18 protein-coding genes are annotated in these 21,890 nt (G+C 52.0%); 9 read left to right on the top strand and 9 right to left on the bottom strand.

Going from position 1 to position 21,890, the window contains the following annotated elements; translation table 11 throughout:
- Positions 1-251: 251 nt before the first annotated feature.
- Together NC979_RS23610 and NC979_RS23605 are read right to left on the bottom strand one after the other, a co-directional pair.
- Positions 252-4,610, bottom strand: a complete 4,359-nt coding sequence (locus NC979_RS23610) for a PAS domain-containing protein (RefSeq protein WP_190520060.1) — start codon at positions 4,608-4,610, stop codon at positions 252-254.
- Between the two features lie 290 nt (positions 4,611-4,900).
- On the bottom strand, positions 4,901-5,482 hold the full coding sequence (locus NC979_RS23605) for a helix-turn-helix domain-containing protein (protein WP_190520059.1): 582 nt from the start codon (positions 5,480-5,482) through the stop codon (positions 4,901-4,903).
- Positions 5,483-5,925: 443 nt separating this feature from the next.
- On the opposite strand from NC979_RS23605, the gene NC979_RS23600 reads away from it, so the two are divergent.
- The 9 genes from NC979_RS23600 to NC979_RS23560 all read left to right on the top strand — a co-directional run bounded on the left by NC979_RS23600 (position 5,926) and on the right by NC979_RS23560 (position 14,750).
- Positions 5,926-6,846, top strand: a complete 921-nt coding sequence (locus tag NC979_RS23600; protein ID WP_190520057.1) for an HD domain-containing protein — start codon at positions 5,926-5,928, stop codon at positions 6,844-6,846.
- Between the two features lie 119 nt (positions 6,847-6,965).
- Entirely contained in the window at positions 6,966-7,673 is a 708-nt protein-coding gene (locus tag NC979_RS23595) for a bacteriorhodopsin (RefSeq protein WP_190520055.1), read from the top strand.
- A gap of 343 nt (positions 7,674-8,016) precedes the next feature.
- The gene (locus NC979_RS23590) at positions 8,017-8,307 is read left to right on the top strand and encodes a hypothetical protein (RefSeq protein ID WP_190520053.1); all 291 of its coding nucleotides are present in this window, start codon (positions 8,017-8,019) and stop codon (positions 8,305-8,307) included.
- A 73-nt stretch (positions 8,308-8,380) separates the two neighbouring features.
- Positions 8,381-9,256, top strand: coding sequence for a DUF2267 domain-containing protein (locus tag NC979_RS23585; protein WP_190520051.1), 876 nt, complete (start codon positions 8,381-8,383; stop codon positions 9,254-9,256).
- A gap of 414 nt (positions 9,257-9,670) precedes the next feature.
- Positions 9,671-10,558, top strand: coding sequence for a DUF8738 domain-containing protein (locus NC979_RS23580; protein WP_190520049.1), 888 nt, complete (start codon positions 9,671-9,673; stop codon positions 10,556-10,558).
- Positions 10,559-10,770: 212 nt separating this feature from the next.
- Positions 10,771-11,178 (top strand): DUF4259 domain-containing protein, encoded by a 408-nt coding sequence (locus NC979_RS23575; RefSeq protein WP_190520047.1) that lies wholly within the window; start codon positions 10,771-10,773, stop codon positions 11,176-11,178.
- Positions 11,179-11,231: 53 nt separating this feature from the next.
- Complete coding sequence (locus NC979_RS23570; RefSeq protein ID WP_190520045.1) at positions 11,232-11,681, top strand: YaiI/YqxD family protein; 450 nt, start codon at positions 11,232-11,234, stop codon at positions 11,679-11,681.
- 63 nt (positions 11,682-11,744) lie between these two features.
- Positions 11,745-12,449, top strand: coding sequence for a hypothetical protein (locus NC979_RS23565; RefSeq protein WP_190520043.1), 705 nt, complete (start codon positions 11,745-11,747; stop codon positions 12,447-12,449).
- A 504-nt stretch (positions 12,450-12,953) separates the two neighbouring features.
- Complete coding sequence (locus NC979_RS23560) at positions 12,954-14,750, top strand: sensor domain-containing diguanylate cyclase (RefSeq protein WP_190520041.1); 1,797 nt, start codon at positions 12,954-12,956, stop codon at positions 14,748-14,750.
- 270 nt (positions 14,751-15,020) lie between these two features.
- On the opposite strand, the gene NC979_RS23555 is transcribed toward NC979_RS23560, so the two are convergent.
- From NC979_RS23555 to phnF, 7 genes are all read right to left on the bottom strand, one after another.
- Positions 15,021-15,662 (bottom strand): hypothetical protein, encoded by a 642-nt coding sequence (locus NC979_RS23555; RefSeq protein WP_242024046.1) that lies wholly within the window; start codon positions 15,660-15,662, stop codon positions 15,021-15,023.
- Positions 15,659-16,702, bottom strand: a complete 1,044-nt coding sequence (locus NC979_RS23550; RefSeq protein ID WP_190520038.1) for a permease — start codon at positions 16,700-16,702, stop codon at positions 15,659-15,661. Before NC979_RS23550 ends, NC979_RS23555 begins: the two co-directional genes overlap by 4 nt.
- Positions 16,703-16,778: 76 nt before the next feature.
- Positions 16,779-17,216, bottom strand: coding sequence for an ArsR/SmtB family transcription factor (locus tag NC979_RS23545; protein ID WP_242024045.1), 438 nt, complete (start codon positions 17,214-17,216; stop codon positions 16,779-16,781).
- Positions 17,217-17,271: 55 nt separating this feature from the next.
- Positions 17,272-18,108: a phosphonate ABC transporter, permease protein PhnE gene (phnE, locus tag NC979_RS23540; protein WP_190520036.1), complete on the bottom strand. Its 837-nt coding sequence runs from the start codon at positions 18,106-18,108 to the stop codon at positions 17,272-17,274.
- 236 nt (positions 18,109-18,344) lie between these two features.
- Complete coding sequence (phnD, locus tag NC979_RS23535; RefSeq protein WP_190520034.1) at positions 18,345-19,391, bottom strand: phosphonate ABC transporter substrate-binding protein; 1,047 nt, start codon at positions 19,389-19,391, stop codon at positions 18,345-18,347.
- A gap of 111 nt (positions 19,392-19,502) precedes the next feature.
- Positions 19,503-20,339: a phosphonate ABC transporter ATP-binding protein gene (phnC, locus tag NC979_RS23530; RefSeq protein ID WP_190520032.1), complete on the bottom strand. Its 837-nt coding sequence runs from the start codon at positions 20,337-20,339 to the stop codon at positions 19,503-19,505.
- A gap of 293 nt (positions 20,340-20,632) precedes the next feature.
- Entirely contained in the window at positions 20,633-21,511 is an 879-nt protein-coding gene (phnF, locus tag NC979_RS23525) for a phosphonate metabolism transcriptional regulator PhnF (protein WP_242024044.1), read from the bottom strand.
- Positions 21,512-21,890 lie beyond the last annotated feature (379 nt).

Genomic DNA, 21,890 nt, shown 5'->3' with positions numbered 1-21,890 from the left:
CCTGGCGATTTTTCGAGCTATTGACCAATGGCAGAACGGTGACCTGGACTAAATCTCGGTTTCTAAAACCGGGGAGACATCGGTCTACCGTCCCGCTGCTTAAGATACAAGGGAGAGGGAAAACTGGGCCAAAAAATATTTCACCAACAGCAGCGGCACCCGGGGGCATTTGCGCTCTAACCCGACCTGCTAAAACCAGAAATTGTTAAGCCTATAGGTGCGCACCGCTCGATCGCACCAGCCCAAGAAAACTATGACTGCACCAGTTGGGCAACGGCCCGAGCGATCGCATCGGGTTCGATGGGCTTAGACAGGTGCCGTTGAAAGCCGCTGTCCAACGCTTTTTGGGAGTCTTCTTCGCGCACGTAGGCGGTGAGGGCGATCGCCGGTACCTGCCCCCCTTGTTCGGGCGGCAAGGCGCGAATTTTTCGGAGCAGTTCATAGCCATCCATGCCGGGCATGCCAATGTCGCTGACCAAGACATGGGGTTGAAAGCTAGCTAGATTGCTCAGCACCTCGGCAGCAGACTCAAGACCGATCACCTCTGCCCCATATTCACCCAGCAGGAGCGTCAGCAAGGCCAGCCCGTCGGGGTTATCATCTACGGCGATGACCCGTACGCCAGTCAGATCAATCTGCCCCGGCAAAACAGCCATTTTCCGAGGGCTGGGGCGCTGGTTGAGCAGCGGCAAACTTACGGTAAACGTGGCCCCTTTGCCCTCGCCGGGGCTGTCGGCGCTAATGGTGCCGCCGTGGGCCTCAGCCAGGTAGCGCACGATCGCCAGACCCAAGCCCAGACCACCAAATTGACGGGTAATCGAGGCGTCTGCCTGGCGAAAGGATTCAAAAATATGGGGCAAAAATTCCGGCCGAATCCCCTGGCCGGTGTCGGTGACCTTGAGCTGGGCCCAGTGGTCTACCTGGGCTAGCTGAATGGTGATCTGGCCCCGTTCGGGGGTGAATTTAATCGCATTGGTCAGCAAGTTCCAAATGATCTGCTGAATGCGCGCTCCGTCGCCCTGAATGGGCCCAATCTCAGGCAAATCGGTCTGGATGCGAATAGATTTGGCATCCGCTGCGGCCTGCACGGTTTCGATCGCTGCTTCAACCACAAACGCCGGATCGACCGAGGCAGGTTCGATCTTGAGCTTACCGCGCAAAATTTTGGCAATGTCCAAGAGGTCGTCGATTAGCTGAGTCTGCAACTTGGCGTTGCGCTCAATCGTTTCGAGGGCGCGGGCCGTTTTCTCCGCATCGAGTTTTTTGGTTTGCAGCAGCTTGGCCCAGCCCAAAATTGGGTTGAGGGGTGACCTCAGCTCGTGGGACAAAATTGCCAAAAATTCGTCTTTAATGCGGTTGGCTCGTTCGGCGGCTTCGCGGGCGGCCTGCTCTCGGCAGAGCAGCTGTTCGCGGGCGACTTCGGCCTGCTTTTGCTGAGTGATGTCGAGAATGGTGCCGGTAAAGCGCAGGGGGTTGCCATCGCCATCAAAGTAGGTCTGCCCCTTGGCCCGCACCCACCGTTCTACCCGATCTTGCAGGCCAATCACCCGATATTCCACGTCGTAGTTGCCGCCAGTCTCCTGGGTGAGCGACTCAGCGATCACCTGTCGAATGCGATCGCGATCGTCAGGATGCAACCCTTCGTAAAATCGCTCAGGACTGCTGTCGGCCTCGGGGGGAAGGCCAAATATGGCTTTACAGCCCGTGTCCCAGTTCAGCTGATTGGTGAGTAGGTTCCAGTCCCAAATGCCCATGTTGGCCGACTCGATCGCCATGCGCAGGCAGTCTTCACTCTCCTGTAGGGCGGTGGTGGCCTGCTGACGTTCGGTGGCAATCTGGACTCTTTCACTGATGTCTACAGCGGCGCAGGTGACGCCGATAATGGCGTTTTGGTCATCGTGAATGGGGTCGATGGTTAGGTCGTAGTAGGAGGTTTGCCCGTTGGCAACCACCTTGACCTCTTCGCGCAGGCCGATGCCGGTGGTAATGACCTGGCGCTTGAGGTAGGTCAAGTGGGCCGCTGTCTCCGGCGATGCCAGATCTTCGTCGCGCTGGCCGATTACCTGGTCTTTGTCTAGATCGTGGGTGGGGTTATAAATCCAGGTGTAGCGCAGGTCAAGATCTTGGTTAAACAAGCTAATCGGCGCGCTCTTGAGGGCAACATTGAGCCGTTCGGTGGTCTGTTGCAGGGCTAGCTCGGCCTGCTTGCGATCGGTAATGTCGATGTCAATGCCCGTCATGTTAAGCGGAATGCCCATAGCGCTATAGAAAACCCGCCCCAAGCTCAAGATCCAGCACACCGTGCCATCGGACCTGATGACCCGTAACTCAACATTGTACTCGGCCTGTTTATGAACCGCGTCATGCAGCGCGCGTTCAACCCGAGGTAAATCGTCGGGGTGAACCATAGCCATGACGCTTTCGTAGCAGTCGTCGCGATCGCGATCGAGGTCAAATAGGCGTTTTACGTTGTCAGAAAACTGCACCACATCAAGCTGAATATCCCAGTCCCAGCTGCCCATGCGGGCGGCTGCCATGGCCAGATTTAGGTGTTCCTGGTGGCGCTGTAGGGCAATTTCGGTCTGTTTGAACTCAGTAATGTCTCGCCAGGCGATAATGCCGCCAGTAATTGTGCCCTCCTGGTTGTAAATTGGGCCAGCGTTGCACAGCAGCACCAGCCTTTGCCCAGCCGCGGTTTGCAGTAGCCATTCCTCGTTGGTAATGACCTCACCGTTTTGCACGGCGCGGGTGAGGGGCAGCGCTTCGGGGGTGGCGAGGCTGCCGTCGGTGGAAAAAACCTGCCATGCTTCTGGATGGGCGGCGGCGGGCAGGCCCTCCACTTCTTCTAAGGGGCGCCCAGTCAACTGTTGCCCGTAGCGGCTGACTTGGCGAACGCGCACATCGGGCGCATCGGCGATGGTAATGCCTTCGGGAATGTAGGCCATTAAGGCATCGAGGGTGCGTTGGCTGGCTTCAGCCTCCTGATTTTTTTGCTTTAGGGCAATTTCGACGCGCTTGCGATCGCTAATGTCGGCCAGCGCCCCGGGAAAGATTACGGCATTGCCCTCGCTGTCGTATTCGGCCTGTCCGCGCGCAATTACCCAACGCTCCTCACCTTGGGGATTGCAGATGCGAAACTCGGCGGCGCAGCTGTTGCCAGTGGCGATCGCCTGGTCAATAGCTGCCGCCACCCGTGCCCGGTCGTCGGGGTGAATGATGGTGATAAATTTCTCCAGGCGCACCCCGGCAGCAACGCGCTCGGGGTCAAGGCCAAACAGCTGGGCAAAGCTGCGGTTAGCCACCACCCGATTCTTGCGAATACTCCAGCACCAGGTGTAGACCGACCCGGCAGAGAGAGCCGCTTCCAGTTGAATCAGGACCTTGCGCAGCCGCAGTTCGGCCTGGTTGCGATCGCGCAGGGCCGCCTGCTGCTGGCTGATATCGACCGTGGAACCCACCACGCGCACCACCTGCCCCTGCTCATCGCGCACCAGGCAGCCCCGCTCCCAGACATCGACCCAGCGACCCTCCTCGTGGCGAATCCGGTAGTCTAATTCGTAGAGCTGGCTAGAGCTGGCGAAGAGCTCCACCATGCGGTGGCGCAGTCGTGGCCGATCGTCGGGATGAATGCGGTCTTCCCACCACCGCGATGTGGGTGGGGCCTCAGAGGCAGGCACCCCAACTAGATCGAACAGTTGCTCAGAGCGGTAGACGCGATCGTCCCCGTCTAGACTCACCTTGCTGACGTCAAACACCAGCCCATTCACCGCTTGAACAACGAGCTGAAAGCGCTCCTCTAGGTACTTCTGGTCATCGATGTCGATCATGGTGCCCACCCAGCCCGTGAGCTGTCCGTCGGGGTCGCGCGTGGGCACACCCCGGTTCATCACCCAGCGATAAACACCATCGTGGCGGCGCAGACGGTGCTCAATGGCAAAGGTCTGGCCTGCGATCATCGATTCGGTCCACGTGAGCAGGGTGGGGTCATAGTCGTGGGGTTGGCAGCCACCACCAGCCGACTCCACCGGTTCGGCTGCACTGCGGCCAGTGTACTCATACCAGCGCTGGTTCCAATAGTTGATGCTCCCGGTGCGATCGGCTATCCACACAATCTGCGGCAGGGCGGCGACCAGCTCTGCGTAGGGCGGCTGGGGGGTAGCAATTGTGGTTTCGAGCGAGGCGGTGCTGGGCTGATGGTTTAAGTTTGCTGAGACGCTAGGTTTGGCACTCTCTTCAGACATCGCCGATCGCAGCGCTAAACTTAGCGCCTCGGGAGTGAGCTGATCTCTCACCAAATAGTCGGCGGCTCCAGCCTTAAGAGTTGCCACAGCCGTTTTAAGATCGTTCTCGCCTACAACAACTATGGGCGCAGCTTCTCCCCACGACTGTTGCAGCTGCTTGAGCCGATCTCCGCTATCCCCATCTGAGGGGTAAAGGTCAAGCAAAATGCCATCGACCTGTAGCAGCTGGTCTTGGCTTGTCTGGCCATCACCAGAGGAGCCAACTACCTGGTAGGAGAAAGCTGCCTCGTGCTGCAGCATTTGCCTCAAGCGATCGGCCTGTCCAGGCGAGCTACTGACCAATAGAACTATTCGCTCTGGGGGTGTCATAACAAGACTGATGGTGCAAACCTTGAATTGGCCCCGTTGCAAAGAGCGATCGCCCATTGCAACCGCTAGCTGTTAGACAAGCGCAGCCCCCAAAAAAGCTGTAAACCCCAGAAATAGGGCAAATGGGTGCAAATTGCTGAAAGGATCTTATATTGTCTACTACGACACCAGGAATATGTCTAAGGGAATAAATACTTAGAGCAGTGCTATAGCGGCTGGTGGAGCGGGTCATTGTTGTGCTTGAGCGCCGCCCAGCAGCGGCAGAGCCCATAGCTAAAGCGTCTGCTGCCTCACTTGCTCGCAGTGGCGACTTCATTAATTGCAGCTTCTCTGTCCGAAACTGTGATCACCAGCACGTCGTTATACTGCACCTCAGGCCAAGTTAGGTTGTTAAGTGGCGATAAGCTCAACTCTGCTAAGCTGTGCTCGCTGACGTTAAAGTGCACCTGGTAGCCCAGGCTCTCAAAGCAACCTTTTAATGTCTGCATCAGCAGTGGATCACTTGGAGATGATTGAGCCTGCCAGATGGTTACACATTTCGCCTCTTTGGCCCAGTCTTTGGCAGATAAAAGGCTGTCTGTGCCGCGATAATGACGCATCACTGCGCCGCGGATGCGCTTTTTGCTGACCTTTTCACCTAGGGCGATCGACAACTTTTTCCAAAGCTTATAGCCCACCGATTTCTCAACGTATTCAGGGTTGATTGGGTAAATCTCTTCGTAGGTTTTTCCTTCCCAAGAGCCTAGAAATATGCGGCTTTCTAAATCGTTAAGGCGTCTTCCTTCAGTGTTGTAAAGAGCATCATCGACAAATATGAGCGCAGCCTGAGGTGTAATTTCTTCTAGATCGAGTGTCTTCAATTTATCTTGCATTACGAATGCCTCTTGAACTGCATGAAAAGGAATTCGCTCCTTCTTGGTTAGTAGAAAAGCGACGGAGGCTAGAATTTACGAATTATTCTAGGGCTGGCAAATAAGTTCAAAGCTGATCCAGATCACACTCAAGAGTGATAATACGGGTTTGTGAAATCATAAAAATCACACTCAGCCCCTATGTATTTGGCTAAACTTTATCTAAGCCTGGCAAAAACCCCGTTCGTTGTTGAGAAACTCTGAGTTTTTAAGAGGTTTGCAGCAGTCAGTTGGTTTTTATGACGGTTTCCTAAGGCAAGATTATTGCTGGAAATCTTCGCTCAAGTAATGAGTTTTTATGGTTGATTAAATTGCTTCAAGCAGGAACATTGTGGTTGTGTTCTCTCTCCCTAGGGTGCCAATTTGACTCGGTTAACTATGCATTGAATAAATGGAGGGAAATCATGTCTCAAAACCTTTTTAAGTCTGTAGAAAGCCGGCTTTGGGAAAGCTACAGTACCATGTTTGGCTGTACCGCGCTGAGCTATTGGCAATCTTTTACAACCCTGGCCAACGAGATTATCCCTTACCTGCAAGGCACTGATGCTCCCTATCACAACGCTGATCACACTCTGCAAGTGATGCTGGTGGGGCAGACGATTTTAGCAGGGCGCTATCTGCAACACCACGACCTAACTCCCCAAGACTGGCTCAACGCTATGGTCGCCCTGCTCTGCCATGACATTGGCTATGTAAAAGGTATTTGTCCTGGCGACAACGTGGCGATCAACCGCTTTGTCACCGGGCAGGGAGACGACTGGGTAGCGCTGTCATCTCGCTCAACGGATGCTAGTTTGACCCCCTACCACGTGAGCCGGGGCCAGAGGTTTGTCCGCCATCGGTTGGCAGATCAGTCCCTAGTCGATGTTGATGTCGTCGTAGATTGCATTGAACACACCCGGTTTCCTGTGCCGCCCGAGTCTAAATATCAAACCACCAACGATTTGCCGGGGCTATGCCGAGCCGCTGACCTGCTGGGGCAGCTGAGCGATTCAGATTACCTCAAGAAGCTCTCATCTCTATTTTGCGAATTTGCAGAAACAGGAACGAACACCGTGCTGGGATATGAATCTGTGGCCGACTTGCGGGCTAACTATCCTCACTTTTATTGGTATGTGGTGTATCCATTCATTCAGGCAGCACTGAGGTACTTAGCCGTGACGGCTCAAGGGCGCGAGGTGATTGCTCGCCTCTTTACCAACGTGTATCTGGTGGAGTTAGAGCAGTCGTTGTTGGAGACAGGCTCAGCAGGCTTAAAACCGCAGGCCGCTAGCCAAAAGGTTTTGCCCTTTTGCCTTACCGATAACCTCGGCTATGGCTTGTAGACCTGGGATCATTTTTCGATTAGCTAGCTTGGGCGTTGCAAAATCTGTCCACAGAACCATTCGCTCTGGTAGCAGTTCTGAGACAGTATTGACGACTTGATCAGGGCGATCGCAACTACATGGCTCAAACATGGCTTTGGATTGGAGTAGGTTCCATGGCGCTGGGCGCTGCATTCTTTGGCTTTGGTGCCCATAGCGCTAAGACCGAAGGCTGGAGAAAGCTGTATACCCTCAGCTTCTTTATCTGCTTGATTGCTAGTGCTTTGTATCTAGCTATGGCGCTGGGCCAGGGGCAGCTCATGCTCAACGATCGCCCCACGGTTTGGGTGCGCTACATTACCTGGTCACTATCTACGCCGCTGCTGCTGCTGATCTTTGCCTTTTTAGGCCACACTAGCCTGACGCTGACCGGCAGTTTGCTAGGAACCAACGCCTTTATGATTGCGACCGGGCTGGCGGGAGCCCTCTCCCCTGACCCCATTAACTACATTTGGTATGTCGTTAGTTGTGCAGCGTATTTAGCTGCCGTCTACCTTCTGTTGGTGCCCTTTAGGCACGAGGCCGAGCGCAATCGCCCCCGCACCAAGAAGGTTTTTGGCCAGCTAGTCGCTGTGCATTTAATTCTCTGGACGGCTTACCCAATCGTTTGGATTTTAGCCCCCACTGGTATTGACACCATTGGCCAGGATTTCGAAACCATGTTCTACACAATCTTAGATATCTCGTCTAAGGTTGGCTTTGGTCTGCTCTCGCTCAACACCTATAGCAAAATTGAGCATATTGGCGCTGCTACAAAAGATTTAGAACCCACGGCTTCGCTGCGATAAAGGGCGAGTTTAGTAATTAACTTCCTGCCGATACTTGGGATGGGTATCGGCAGGAAGTTAATTTGGCTGGCTCTAAAGAAATTGCTTCAAAGTAACGGTCGCATATTCAATTCACTGCATTTTTGCGAGGTATGGTTTGCAGAGCTAGGCGCGATCGCAGATCACAATCTTGCTAAGGGATGAGGTTAGCCAAACTGTGATCTGCTCCTAATGACAGTGCTGGGCTTTATGATAGTCACGTTAACATCTCTTTAGAAATGTCGCAGTTGTTATAGATCGGGCGATCGCAGCTAATCATGACAGGTCTTTGCCCTGCGACGGCTGTAATCATTACTTAACCATTATGACCGACCAAAATAACCGCTCTAACCAAGTTGGTAATCCTAAAGAGGCCGAACCAGGCCGTGGGGCTCCTGGCAATCAGTGGGCTGTGCAAACGGCTCAGTCGACTAACGTCAACCCCGCCGATGAAGTGATTCCATCCAATGTCGATGTGGAGAAAAATCGGCAGCAAATAGCAGACTACGCCGCCCAAGAAGAGGGAACTCTACCAACCTCCCATGGCTTCGTCATCGATGAGTCTGGCAGGATTGACAACTTTGCCGTTGAACCCCCCATGTACGTCGAAGAGTAGCGCTCAGTCTTCATAGGTAGCAATGCTACCAAATAGAACTTTTTATTCACTCAAAAGTCACTAAGGAGGCGCTATGCCAATTTCTATTCGAGACGATGTGGTGTTTATCATCCTCAGCAAAGTCAACGAATTTAATCAAGAAAATCAGCAGGGAGACATTGATTTTTCTTCTACCGATTTTACTGGTCTAGGATTGACTGAGTCCGATCTACTGGGACACCTAGATTATCTGAATCAGAGACAGTATATCAAAGCCGAATTTAGCGGCAATGCCTATGCCAATCAAGAAGACGTGCCTAGCGTAGTAGATTCAGACGAGGTAGGATTTCGTGTGGCCAACACTTATGGTGCCGCAGACGGTCCCCTGCCTCACCTGATTGAGTTTAAGCGAGCTACGCTGACTAAAAAGGGTCAGCGCATGCTAGAAGACATGGAGAAAAACCCTCCTAAAGATATGGACAAAGGCCCAGCGGTGCCATTGCTCAACGAGCACTCGCCTTTCTTAGAGAAGGTCAAGATTAAGGGCGGTCTGCCTGATATCTACGACGCTCGCGATATTACCGAGACCGTCTTTCGGGTAATGCGCGACGTAATGACCACCGCTGAAGCCGATCGCATAGCGGACGAGCTGCACAACGATGCACTACCCACTGACGAAAAAGCCTTGCAAATGGAGGTATCTGACCTCTGGAAAGACAGAAACCCCATTGTCGGTTTCTTGAGCCGTATTCGTCCGCCCCTCAAAGGGCCGGCTCCTCTGGGTATTGACTCTAAGCTGTTTTTGACGCGGGTGGATAACGAAGCCGGCGTGCCGAAGACGGTGAATGCGGAGATTGTGGTCTCTGCCGTATTCTCAGCCACTAAAGATGAGCTGTCCCAGGAGCGCATTCAGGCGGTTGCCGAGTGGCTGCCGGAAGGTAAAGTGCGCGAAATTTGGCAAGCGGCCTAGTGCCATGGTCGCAAGGTGTGCGATCGCTCAGCGTGAAGCACCACTTACGGCAAAAGCCCCCCTCAATAGGGCGATGCACTGTGGTTAAGACTAGCTAGCCATAATTAGCCTCCTGACACCGCCAGCGCCCATGCCCCTACTAAGGGGCTTTTTTTTGCCTACAGGTGAAGTCTAAGCAGCCCAAAACGCCAAGGACTCAATTCTATTGAGCATCTTTTTAACTTTTCGCTCTTCTGTTTTCGTTCTTTTGCTATAACTTGTTGCTCAAGCACCGCCCCCTTGCGGCACACACCACCCGCCTTTACCGGCTTCTTGGTCCGTTCGAGCCCATCCTGTAACCGATTTTGTAACCACGCCTCGCAGCGCTAAAGGGCTGGCTATGGTAATGGAGCAAAGCAAAACATTGTTGAGACTATGGCTCCCTTACCTCTTCGAACCAAAACCCTAATCGCGCTGCTGGCCCTCGGTACGATCGCAACTCAAGGCATGGCAGCGGCCTGTATCGACCCCAGTTCGGGGGTCAGCCAATTGCCAGAGCAGAGTGAACCTCGCCCTGCCCAGCCAGAGCCCCGCCCCGCCCTAGAGCCAGAGCCCCGTCCAGGCAACTGGGAAGCAGCGACAGTTGAGGACCTGGTTACCCGAGCGATGAGCCGTCGCATCTTGCGAACCGTCGCTGCCGAGGTCGATCGCCCCATCTCTAGCTTACGCATCGCCGCCGCCGAAACCGCTACTTGGGATGGCTGCATGGGCATTTATGAGCCCGACCAGTTTTGCACCATGATTGCCATTTCGGGTCTACGTCTCGTCGTCACCGATGGCGACCAAAGCTGGGTCTACCACGCCCGCCGAGATGGTCGGGAAATGGTGCAAAACCCTACGGCCATCAGCCGCAACGGTCTCATTCCCGACTTTATTCCCCCTGTGATGTCGGAGCCGGAAGCGGAACCCGAAGCCCACATCTTTCGCTCAGTCGAGTCGGGAAGCTTAACTGGTGCCCAATTTGAAACCGTGCTGCTCACCGACGGCCGACTTCTGCGGAAAGAGAACGGCAAGGTTATGTCAGAACGGCAGCTCTCGGCAGAGCAAGTAACAGCCTTTGAACAGGTTTTAGAAGACCAGCGTTTCCCTAACCTCAATCGCCTGCGATATATCACCGATGCGGCCTTTGCCGATTACCCCACGGTGCAGCTGTCGGCTATGCACTACCAAACCACCTATATTGACCTGGCCATCGACGATGCTCCACCCGCGCTTCAAGCCGTAGTGCAGGCCTGGAGCGAGCTTACAGCCGAGGTTCAGTAAACACCGGAGCTAAATCAGCAATCCTTGAGGGCGTAGCGTGCTGCATCCCCAAGGTTGCTGATGAAACACCGCACGCAACCAGGAGTCAGCGTCAATGCGATCGCTAGCGCTCTATTCCTCAATTCAGTGGGATTAGAGCGCAGGCGATTAACCTAAACATTCGTTTTATGATCGGGTGAGTTGGTCATTGAGTAGATATCTAGGAGCGTGACATGGGAACTTGGTCTGTAGATGCCTTTGGCAATGATGACGCCGCCGATTGGGTCATTGAGCTGACAAAATCTGACGATCTATCGCTGGTCGAAGCGGCTATCAACGGGGTGTTAGCTGAGAGCGATTATCTAGACGCGGCGGATGCGGCGATCGCATTAGCGGCAATTGAGGTGATTGCCCGACTCAACGGTAACTGGGGCGATCGCAATGCCTACACCGAACCGGTTGACGATTGGGTCGCGCAGGTCAATGTGCAGCCAGAGCCTGCACTACTGGCGCAGGCGCGGGCGGCCATTGATCGCATTTTGAGCGAAGACTCGGAGATGTTAGAACTGTGGCAAGATAGCGGCGATTACGAGGATTGGTTAGGGTCGGTAGAAAATCTGCGATCGCGCATTGGTGAATAAACGATTGATTCAGCTGTCGAAGTTGTCCAAAGATCTAGACACTAGCACTGATTATGCAGATATGGGTTGATGCCGACGCTTGCCCTAATGTGATTAAAGAGATCCTGTTTCGGGCTGCCAAACGAGTTGAGATCAAGACTATCCTAGTCGCCAATCAAGAACTACAAATTCCAGGGTCTTCCTACATTGAGTCTGTCCTGGTGCGATCGGGTTTAGATGTAGCAGATAGCTATATCGTGCAGCACCTACAGTCTGGCGATTTGGTGGTCACAGCCGATATTCCTCTAGCTGCTGAAGCTATTGAGAAAGGTGCCTATGCCCTCAATCCTCGAGGTGAATTCTACGATCGCGGCAATATTCGAGAGCGCTTGTCGATGCGAAATTTCCTAAACGAGCTGCGCAACGGTGGGGTAGAAACCGGCGGCCCTCCCCCGTTTAGTCAACGAGATACAGCCGCATTTGCCAATCAGCTCGACCGCTTTTTGACCAAACACAGAAAATAGGCATTGGCTGCCCAATTGCTATTGGTCTTTGTGAACTTCATCTTTTCTCAGTGAGGAACGGCTATGAAACCTGAGCAAAAGCGACTTTTGACGACCATAGCCGTCAGTCTTTTGATGGTTACTAGCGCGGCCTGTACGCCTAACCCCTCAACCCCTGAGAATGATGACCTAGAGTCCAACGCTGAACCGTTGCCCGCTGAGAGCGAGACAGCTGAACTAGAGGCTCAGGCCAACCTACAAACCTTTGATGAGACGGCCAATAGTATTCCGATCACAGCTCGATATCCCGATACCATGGAAGTCACTAGCAGCAGCAGTGATGAAGGACTCGGCGCATTTTTCGATTTCAAACCTCAAAACACTGCCTTAGATGAAGCCCGAGTGCAAGTCTTTTTGCCGGCAGGGGGCTCATCCTTAGATGACCTGATACCGTTTGTTACCGGACCCAATGGTTTACTTGAAATCAACGGTTGGACTCTGCGTGAGGGGCAATCGAATGCAGCACTCAACGCCTATCCCTGGGTTGAACGGGTGTTTGACTTCAGCACTGAGCAGCAGCAGGCCGGTCATGTCTTAGTCGGCGAAGCCGCTGGCCAAGCGGTGCAGGTAATCTTGCTGTACCCGACCGCAATGACAGATGCTTACTGGCCAGCGGCCAAAACCATTCTCGACAGCCTAGCTTTTGAGCCTAGCCTGCTACCCATAGAAGCCTCGTCAGAGGGCGAAGACCCAGCCACTGTGTGCGACCCTACAAAAGAACCGTGCTAGAAAATCGCCATGGACTCGACACTACGATTGCTGAGAAAACAGCATAAAACCCATTAAATCTCGTTTTGACCCAGAATAAAGCGGTTGCTTCAACCACACGAACTTGATGGATCGCCTACATACCAAACGGGATAGTTATTTACCAACGTTCTAGTCTCCGTAAACCTGCAGCCGCCCTCAGCCTACCTTTAGGAGAGACTGTGATGTTCCGGTGCTTCATCTTCCAACCGCTAAAACAGCTGAATTTAGCGTTTTCTGGGCTGCATATTCTTCTCTAAAACACTAGCTTATCTACAAAACTTGACTACATACATATAACTTTACCTAATCAGGGGAGGTGGATATTAAGAGCTTGAAGGGCAGAATTACGTATGAGGGTAATGTAAGGTGCGATACACTTCTCTCCCATTATGCTGTTCTCAATGGTGCAGGCGATCGCCTGTGCTGCTAATGACGCAGGCCATGATCCCTCTATAGCTTTGGTAAGCGCTGATCTTCGATACTATGCTCTACAGAAAGTTTTGTGCTCTCTTCTATCTAGTAGCAAAGCTAATCGCTAACTTAGCCTGTCGAATTGGTGGCATCCCCAGTGTCGATCAGCTAGAGGCTCAGCTACAGGATAAGTGTCATCAGCTTGAAACCATTGATGCTCAGGAAAAAGCGCTTTACCGAGTGATCAGCAAAATTCGGGCGTCCTTAGATGTGGACATGATTTTTCGCACCACCACTAAAGAAACCTGTAAGCTGCTGCGAATTGAACGCATTGCCGTCTATCGTTTTTTTGACGACTGGGGGGGAGAATTTGTTGAAGATTTTGAATTCGCTGAACCAGGCTGGGATTTTGGCAGGCTAGGACAGAATACTGTCTGGAATGATTCATATCTGCAAGAGCATCAGGGAGGTCGATATCGCGCCAATGAGTGCTTAGTAGTTTCTGATATTTATGCCGCAGATCTGTCGCAATGTCATATAGAGGTTTTAGAGCAGTTCCACATTCGTGCCTATGCTACAGCACCTATTTTCATTGGGCAAAAGTTGTGGGGGGTATTAGCTGCTTATCAACATTCGCAACCCTATGAATGGCAACATCAAGAAATTCAGTTTTTGTCTCAAGTTGCGAATCAACTCGGATTTGCGGTAAAACAAGCTGAATTAATGGCGACAACCGAACGCGAGGCCGAAGATTTGCGGCTGCTCAATGAGCAACAAGAGATTTTGTTTAAACTGATTGCCGACATTCGTGAGTCGCTCGATCTGAACACGTTGTTTAGAACGACAGCCCGCGAGGTTCGCAAAGCTCTACACACCGATCGTGTTGCTATTTTTCAATTCGATATCGATTCCCAATACAATTCCGGAGAGTTTGTCGCTGAGAATGTATTGCCAGAATACGATTCGGCGATCGCTCTTAAAGTGAGCGATCACTGCTTTGGTAGTCAGTATGCCGCTAGGTATCAGAAGGGGCAGATACAGGTCGTATCAAATCTCTCCCAGGCCGGACTCAATCAATGCCACGTAGAACTGCTGAAGAGTTTTCAGGTTAAGGCCCAAATTGTTGTGCCCCTTATGAAAGGAGGTGACCTATGGGGATTACTCTGCGTCCATCAATGCGATCGCCCTCGCGCTTGGAACTCAGCTGAAGTTAACTTTATTAAACAGTTAGCGGCTCAGTTTAGCGTTGCCTTACGCCATGCCGATTTACTAGCCCAAGCTGACTCTAAGGCCGAGCAACTAGACCAAGCCCTTCAAGCCCTTAAGCAGGCCAACGAAAAGTTAGAAGAGTTAAGTAATCTTGACTCGTTGACGCAAATTTCGAACCGTCGCTTTTTTGATAAGTTCTTAAGAAGCGAATGGAAACGATTGCTGCGAACTGAGAAACACTTATCTCTCATTTTATTTGATATTGACTACTTCAAAATTTACAACGATTGCTATGGACACCTAGCAGGCGACCAATGCTTGATCGACATCACACGGGCAACTCAACTTGTCCTCAAGCGATCCTCAGACGTTCTAGCTCGCTATGGTGGAGAAGAGTTTGCTGTAGTTTTGCCAGACACAGATCGAGTGGGGGCAGTCAAAATCGCCGAAGAAATTCGAGAAACCGTTAAAAGTCTGCAAATTCCTAATAAGTGCATGCAAATAGATCATCCCTACGTCACGATTAGCCTGGGCATTGCTAGTCAGATTCCAAAGGCTGGTCAATCGGTTCGAGATGTCATCCGTCAAGCTGACCAAGCGTTATACCAAGCAAAGGCGAAAGGGCGCGATACGGTAGTTTGTGCACCTCTCGCTCAATGAATGCGATCGCGATTGTTCCAACACCAGTTGTCCGTTAAAGTGCTAACTTCCCAAATTTAAAGAATTAAATTCCAATATTTAGATTGCTATGAGCTTTGTGATATAAGGCTTTGAAGGGTTTCAATAGCTGTAATTCAGCTCATGATGGCGTTAAAGAATTATTCTTCCTTTGGGCTTCAAATCTGCTCTCAAGCTTAAAGAATTATTTTTCCCTTGCCATGATGGCTCACTTTAGAACAGAAGCGAGCGAATGGGCTTCAACAACAGATACTAAGCCGGTTGGCCGAGGCTGAGGGCATCGACTAGGATTGAGCACTGATACTTGAGTTGGCGATCGCATGCCGCCAGCAGGTCCACAACAGTAGTGTCACTTAAGGTCGCTAACTGGGGCGAGAAAACCCCATAACGCCGCAAAAACTCTAGATAGTAAGCTTGCTGCTGGGCATGAGGGAGGTCAGGGGCGACCTGAATTACGAAATCGTAGTCTTCTATGGTTTTGTTCTTTCCGTTACAGTTACCTTCGGTCAGGTCTACCCGACACTCTTCGTAGACCAAAAAACAGTGAATCTGGGGAATAAAGTCCAAACCATAGGGTTGGAGCAGAGCGTTGATCCCCGTGACGATTTGATCGTTCAGACGGTAGAACCCCAGATTCTTGTGAACTGGCAGGTTATGTTCTTGAGCCAAGCGCGCGATCGCCCCGTGTTTAGTAGTGCAGCTGCCATAGCCTTCCTCAAACAGAATCAGAGAATCTTCGCTGTTGGAGTTGGCGGCGTAGGGCAAATTTTTCGTCCAGCGGCAAGCCTCGTGAAAAGTCTTTAGCTCTTGCTGCAAAAACTTTTCAGCAATCGGGCCGTGGGCTTGGAGTGTTGCGTCAGGTAAGGCTTCGATGGGGTGCATGTTTACGGTCATCCTAGGCTTACGGTATACAACAACCCGGCAAGCACAGAGCCGAGAAAGGCGAAGCCAAGATAGGCCAAGAAAATGGGACGGCGGGCCAGCGCGAAAACGGCAATCATCGCAGGAATACTGGTTGCGCCGCCGGCCAGCAGAAAAGTCATGCCTGCACCTGGGGACATGCCTTGTTGTATGAGTCCGCCCACTAGGGGAAGTGCCGCATAGCCGTTAAGATAAGCCGGAATGCCTACCAAAGCAGCCACAAGAATGGAGAGCAGACCGCCATCACCTGCAATAGTCTGAATCCATCCATCCGGCACGTAAACCAACATGAGGCTCTCGATTAAAAACGCTAGGGCCATCCATTTGCCCAAAAACCAGGCATTGTTACCTGCCCCTTGCCAAAACTTTTGCCGTCGCTCTGGTTGTGTCCAAAACTGCCAGACAAGCGGCTTAGGATTACGAACCCGGCTGCCACCACAGCCGCCATTATTGGCACCTTCTCTTAGGGGATCGGCAAAGGCTGTGGATGACCATCCAGAGCGCATCAGAGCTAGGGTGCCAAACCCGCCTAGTAAGCCAATCAAAACGGTGGCAACGGTTTTTGCGATCGCAAACTGAAGCCCCAGGGTGGCAACTGTCAGCACGAACATAGACGGATCCATGAGCGGCGACGACAGCCAGAATGCCATTACAGCCGCCACGGGCACTCCCATCGACAGTAATGCGGCAATCAACGGAATCACACCGCAGGAACAAAAAGGCGAGAGTGCCCCGAATAGGGTCGCCACGGGAATCATCACCGCAATGCGTCCCTGAAACGCTTTAGAAATCAGATTGTCGGCACCACTAGCCTGAGCGTAGGCGGCGATGCCGACAGATAAAAGCAGAAAGGGGGCGACTTTTAATAGATTGGCAGCGGTAAAAGCTAGGCTGTCAGACGCTTGCGCCGGTACGAAAAGTGCCAGGAGCAAAAGCAACAGGGCGATCGCCAGGGCTGCCCCATCCCATCGCCGCACACTGCGATTCAGTCTTGTCAGTACGTTGGTTGCCATCTGAGGTTAGTCCTCATAGTATTTAGGTTTTTGATAGTTAGGCAAATATCGAAATAAAGGCCAAGGCTTTTGTGGTTTAGTCGCAGCAGTCTAGCGTAGGCATTTCCGCAACGTCGTTGATCTCAACAACGTGATTGCGGGTGCAACACTCCCCAAAAAGAAAAGCCATGAGATCTTTGAGCGCTTCTGACCGTACGCTATACCAAATCCACTGTCGGTCTTTCTCAGGAGTGACGATACCCACTTGCCGTAGCTTGTCCAGGTGATGAGACAAGGTCGGGGCAGAAATGTTCAGTTCCTTCTGAATCTCTCCGGCCGGTAGTCCCTTGGGGTAAGCCGACAGTAGCAGTCTCACAATCCGCAGTCGTGATGGTTGCCCCAAGGCGGCAAAAGCAGCAGCAATATCCTCAATAGATTGTTCAGAAGGGTTGTTCATTTCCATATTTTGACAATATTCAAAATGGCAGTTTATGTCAAGCACTAGCCTGCCGCCTGGCTTTTCCCAATCTGCCATCAACGGTAACGCTAAGGGTCACTCCTTGAGCAGTATGTTGAGAGCCGGAAGTGAATTAAACCAAGTGCTGCCTTAACTTGGCTGAAATCGTATCAATCAGGCCAACAGTTACGATCAGAATGATCATGATGGCGCAAACGTCTTGATATTCAAAGGCGCGAAAGCTTTGGTAAAGAGAAACACCAATTCCGCCAGCGCCAACAATTCCCAATACTGCCGCTGAACGCACATTTGATTCAAAGCGATAAAGTGTGAACGAAGTCCACAGCGGCACCACTTGAGGAATTACGCCAAAGATAATTTCCTGCACCTTGCTTGCCCCCGTGGCGCGGATGCCTTCTACAGGGCCAACCTCGATCGCCTCGATCGCTTCCGAAAAGAGCTTTGCCAAAATACCGGCGGTATGAACAAACAGCGCTAACACCCCGGCAAAGGGTCCTAATCCGACCGCAACAACGAAAATGAGCGCAAAAACGACTTCATTAATCGCTCGCATCGCATCTAAAACCCGTCGCACAGGAAAGACAATCCAGGCTGGACAAATGTTGCTTGAGGCCAAAATTGACAGGGGAACCGCCAGGATGGCAGACAGCAGCGTGCCCCAAATTCCCATCGCCACGGTTTCGAGGGTGTCTTTCAGGTAAAACCGCCAGTTGGAAAAGTCAGGCGGAAAATATCGGGTAATGTATTCCGCCATCGTGCCGCTGCCTTGGAATAGTTCAACAAAGCTCAGGTCACTAAGTCGGCCTGCGTAAACCAATACAGCGATCGCTAAGGCTACGTATCCAACGCGGACTGGGGTAACTCGGGGGCGCTCTTTAGCCAGAAGATCGCGAGCCGCAGGCGAGGCGACAAGTTGATCAGAATGAATAGAAGCCGGAGATTCAGTCATAGGGTAAATAGGTCAGGTGCGATCGCAACTTACAAATCTTCAGGCGCTTTCGTAGACTGAGTAGAGCAGTATCAAGCCCTTTGGTGACTCTATTAGTTGTTGGACGTGCCATCGCTCTCACCCTAGATTGCCTCGCAGTGTCAACCGAGACGCACGCATGCACCTACACCTGGAGGAGAGCGAATCCACAGTCCGCTTTGATAGAGTTGGTGGGTATCCCACCCTACCTATGGCTCTTACAAAGCTTCGAGCTGCTTGTTCAGCTCATCGAGCTGAGACTGCTTCGCTTCAGGACTCAGGTTGGCGTCGTTCTGCACTTCCATCATTTTTTGGCCGAGATCCAGCTCACGGATAGTATTCCAATCTGCATCACCGGCCGGGTCAAAGCCTTGCCAGCCTAGTGGCTCCAGAACAGCAGCATCTTTGTAGTTGTAAAAGAAGTCTTTAACTTGCTCTTTCAAACAATCAGGTAAGTCATTCCGATAAGCCACCGGATCGCTGGGAATCATGGGAGATGTCCAGATAATCTGGATATTCTCAAAGGCTTCTGGATCACCTTGCTCGAGTTTCAGCATGATTTCGCTGTTGTTGGTAGCGACATCGACCTGATTGTTGGCGACCGCCTGGGCCGTTGCTTCATGGCTGCCCGCAAACACCAGTTCTTCAAAGGCTTGATTTGGGTTGATGCCATTCTTGGCAAACACATAAAAGCTGGGAACCACAAAGCCCGAGGTAGAGTTGGGGTCATTAAAGGCAAAAGTTAGATCAGACGCATTTTTGATGACGTACTGATCTCCGTCGCCGGCTTCAACATCGATGTTCTCAAGGATGGGGTTCTCTTTATTCGTAATCAAGTGAGAGTAGTAGCCCTTGGTGCCGTCTGAGTTGACGGTTTGGGCAAACGCTTCAGCATCAGAACGAGCAGCCGCCTCAACGTAAGACTTGCCGCCATACCAGGCGAGCTGAACCTTACCCGCACCCATAGCCTCAATGACGCCAGCGTAGTCAGTGGCGTATAACCCATTGATAGGCCGACCAACCTCTGCCTCCATAGCTGCCAAGAAAGGCTCCCACTGAGCTTTAAGGTTTTCTTGGGATTCAGTAGAGATGATGCCGAAATCAATTTCGGCTAATTCCGGTGCACAAGTTGCACCGGCGGCATCGGTAGCCTCACCGGTGGTATCAGCATTGTCTTGCCCAGTTGTGCTGCAACTTGTAATTAGAGCAGTACCGGCTAAGACCAGAAAAAATCGGGCAGACCAATGGGTTAAAGCAGATGTCATGGCGGCAAATCCTTAGTGCTACAAATGGAACTGCGGAGTGAGTTAACAATGCGCTTGAGAAATTCAGGGCGTGCGTAGGGGTTACCTGTGGGAACTCCTGATCGGCTCTTGCTAAAAAGCTGAGAAAACTTCGGCATGACCACTCAAAACCAGCTCCTCGGCGGCGGCACCGTAAATAGTGTTGAGCTGTTGGTCATCTAAGTTACGAATATGACCATCAAATCGAACGGTGCCATCCCGTAGTGCGATCGCACGCTCGTAATAGCAGCGCACCACCTGCACCTGGTGTAATGAGGTGATGATGGTAATACCCTGCTCCCTGTTCAGATGGGTCAATAGCTCCATCACCTTACGGGCAGACTCAGGGTCAAGGGACGCGATGGGTTCATCGGCCAAAATGATTTTGGCTCCCTGCATCAGACAACGGGCGATCGCCACTCGCTGCTGTTGCCCCCCCGATAGGGACGAAGCCCGCTTATAGGCCTGATTGAGAATGCCAACTCGCTCTAGAGCACTGAGCGCACGCAGTTTTTCCTGCTTGCTAAAGCCCCGAACGAGCGATCGCATCATCGAAACCTGCGATAAGTTGCCAACCAGAACGTTGTCCAGAACCGTTAAACGATTGACCAGATTGAACTGCTGAAAAACAAACCCAATCTGGCTCCGCAATTGACGCGCCTTAGAATGCAGCTTACCGTCAACTTGCAGCGGACTACCAAAGATTTCTATGGTGCCCTGTTCAGCTAGCTGCAGGGCATTCAGGTTGCGCAACAGGGTAGACTTCCCCGAACCAGAAGCCCCTACCAACGCCACCATTTCCCCCATACCAACCTGCAAGTTCACCGCTTGGAGCGCAGGTTGCCCCCTAAAAGACTTAGATAACTGCTGAACCTTAACAGCGGGGGCGGCAAAGGAAGCCTCCAGCGCACTCTCCGTAGCTGATCGCATGGCTATATATTGGCCCAATTGAACATCATGACCCGTCATAGATGGACGTTGATGGCCAAACAATTTATGTAGATGTCTAGACAAAAGCGATCCATAGCGAGCCATGATCATGTTCCTGCAGGCAGTTTAAGGTTCTCCCCACAGTTAATTAAGTTTGCGTAGAAAACCGTTTAAAGTTCTGCGCAGCGTTGCTTAACGCCGGTATGGATATTCTCCCTCAGCCCTAATCCTGTGGTCAGTCAGGAGCCTAAAGCCCTCTAGGTTTGAAGGATTTAGAGGGAGGCAGGTATCCGTTAAGCCTCATTTTCCAGTACCAGTTCCATCCGTTCTCCCCGAAACCTAGTGACACCGTACTCAATCACCACACCAGTTTGATCGACATTGATCGACTCTGACAGCAAAATTGGCCCATTAGCTGGCATTTTTAGCAGTCGTGCATCATTAGCCTGGGCCAGACGAGCCGAGATGCGCGTGCTGCGACGAATGTGGTCGCAGTTATATTCCTTTTGCAGCATCTTAGAAACGGAGCGATAGGTTTCACAATGCTTTATTAATCCTGGAAAATGCTGGCTTGGAAAATAGCTGCTGGAAATACTGATAGGTATATCCTCAATAGAACTCAGGCGCTCAAACAATATGACCGCTGCTCCGACGTCAATCTCCAACCGTTTTGACAGCCTGGCATCGGCATTGAGCTCGACCATGCGCAGCACCTGCCACACGGGGTGTAAGGATTGAGCTTTGAGGGATTCATTGAATCGCACTCGCTTACCGATCGGCACGGCGATTGGGTCAGCCATCACAAAAGTGCCTCGGCCCCGCTCCACGCCAACAATGCCTTCTTGCCGCAAAACCTCTATCGCCCGTCGCAGAGTGTGACGGTTTACTCCAAATCGCTCGCTGAGCTCGGTTTCCGTTGGTAAGCGATCGCCGACTTTGAACACAGATTCTTGAATATTGCGACGCAGCTGACTGGCAATTTGCAAATACAGTGGTAGGGCTTCTTGATGCATGTTGATTGGGTGGGGCTCAAACAGAAGCAGTAAATAAGTATAGTCGTCTCCTAATAGCAGGGGGCTACAGACCCTGATTGCCGACACATCTTTAATTTGGCCCCCAGTGGTGGCAGTGGCGGCGCAAGGGCCGGACTCTAGAGGCCCAGATGTGGTCATAGTATTGATTTTCCGCCTTTTTAGAAGCGAAAAAAGGTTCAAAGCAACAGTTAAACAGGGTAATGGGATTGAGCAACGGACGCTCCTTGTGGGCGACCCCTGGGAGCCAGCGCAGCCTGATGTTGCGATCGCCCACGAGTCACCACTGCATCTCGTGCAGCGATTGGGATAATGCAAGGCTTGCTGAAAAACTGCTCAGTGTCAGGTTAGGCAAGGGATTCAATATGGTGCTGCTTGCTTTTGGTTACCAACAAAGCCTATGCGCGAGCCGCTGCTGATAGGGGTGACCACAAATGGGCTTAGATAAGCCCTCCCGAGTGGCTGCCTGTGCTTTAGAGCAGCATCATAATCTCCTTGGCGGCTCTTTCGTGAAACGTTC

The organism is Leptolyngbya subtilissima AS-A7, assembly GCF_039962255.1.
GTDB lineage: Bacteria > Cyanobacteriota > Cyanobacteriia > Phormidesmidales > Phormidesmidaceae > Nodosilinea.
The sequence above is the reverse complement of the archived record's forward strand: the minus strand, read 5'-3'. Positions and strand labels throughout refer to the sequence as shown.

Excerpts from the sequence above, each read along its gene's own strand:
- NC979_RS23610 (WP_190520060.1), bottom strand. The coding sequence starts at position 4,610 with ATGACACCCCCAGAGCGAATAGTTCTATTGGTCAGTAGCTCGCCTGGA.
- NC979_RS23605 (WP_190520059.1), bottom strand. The coding sequence starts at position 5,482 with ATGCAAGATAAATTGAAGACACTCGATCTAGAAGAAATTACACCTCAG.
- NC979_RS23600 (WP_190520057.1), top strand. The coding sequence starts at position 5,926 with ATGTCTCAAAACCTTTTTAAGTCTGTAGAAAGCCGGCTTTGGGAAAGC.
- NC979_RS23595 (WP_190520055.1), top strand. The coding sequence starts at position 6,966 with ATGGCTCAAACATGGCTTTGGATTGGAGTAGGTTCCATGGCGCTGGGC.
- NC979_RS23590 (WP_190520053.1), top strand. The coding sequence starts at position 8,017 with ATGACCGACCAAAATAACCGCTCTAACCAAGTTGGTAATCCTAAAGAG.
- NC979_RS23585 (WP_190520051.1), top strand. The coding sequence starts at position 8,381 with ATGCCAATTTCTATTCGAGACGATGTGGTGTTTATCATCCTCAGCAAA.
- NC979_RS23580 (WP_190520049.1), top strand. The coding sequence starts at position 9,671 with ATGGCTCCCTTACCTCTTCGAACCAAAACCCTAATCGCGCTGCTGGCC.
- NC979_RS23575 (WP_190520047.1), top strand. The coding sequence starts at position 10,771 with ATGGGAACTTGGTCTGTAGATGCCTTTGGCAATGATGACGCCGCCGAT.
- NC979_RS23570 (WP_190520045.1), top strand. The coding sequence starts at position 11,232 with ATGCAGATATGGGTTGATGCCGACGCTTGCCCTAATGTGATTAAAGAG.
- NC979_RS23565 (WP_190520043.1), top strand. The coding sequence starts at position 11,745 with ATGAAACCTGAGCAAAAGCGACTTTTGACGACCATAGCCGTCAGTCTT.
- NC979_RS23560 (WP_190520041.1), top strand. The coding sequence starts at position 12,954 with ATGCTCTACAGAAAGTTTTGTGCTCTCTTCTATCTAGTAGCAAAGCTA.
- NC979_RS23555 (WP_242024046.1), bottom strand. The coding sequence starts at position 15,662 with ATGACCGTAAACATGCACCCCATCGAAGCCTTACCTGACGCAACACTC.
- NC979_RS23550 (WP_190520038.1), bottom strand. The coding sequence starts at position 16,702 with ATGGCAACCAACGTACTGACAAGACTGAATCGCAGTGTGCGGCGATGG.
- NC979_RS23545 (WP_242024045.1), bottom strand. The coding sequence starts at position 17,216 with ATGGCAGATTGGGAAAAGCCAGGCGGCAGGCTAGTGCTTGACATAAAC.
- phnE (WP_190520036.1), bottom strand. The coding sequence starts at position 18,108 with ATGACTGAATCTCCGGCTTCTATTCATTCTGATCAACTTGTCGCCTCG.
- phnD (WP_190520034.1), bottom strand. The coding sequence starts at position 19,391 with ATGACATCTGCTTTAACCCATTGGTCTGCCCGATTTTTTCTGGTCTTA.
- phnC (WP_190520032.1), bottom strand. The coding sequence starts at position 20,339 with ATGCGATCAGCTACGGAGAGTGCGCTGGAGGCTTCCTTTGCCGCCCCC.
- phnF (WP_242024044.1), bottom strand. The coding sequence starts at position 21,511 with ATGACCACATCTGGGCCTCTAGAGTCCGGCCCTTGCGCCGCCACTGCC.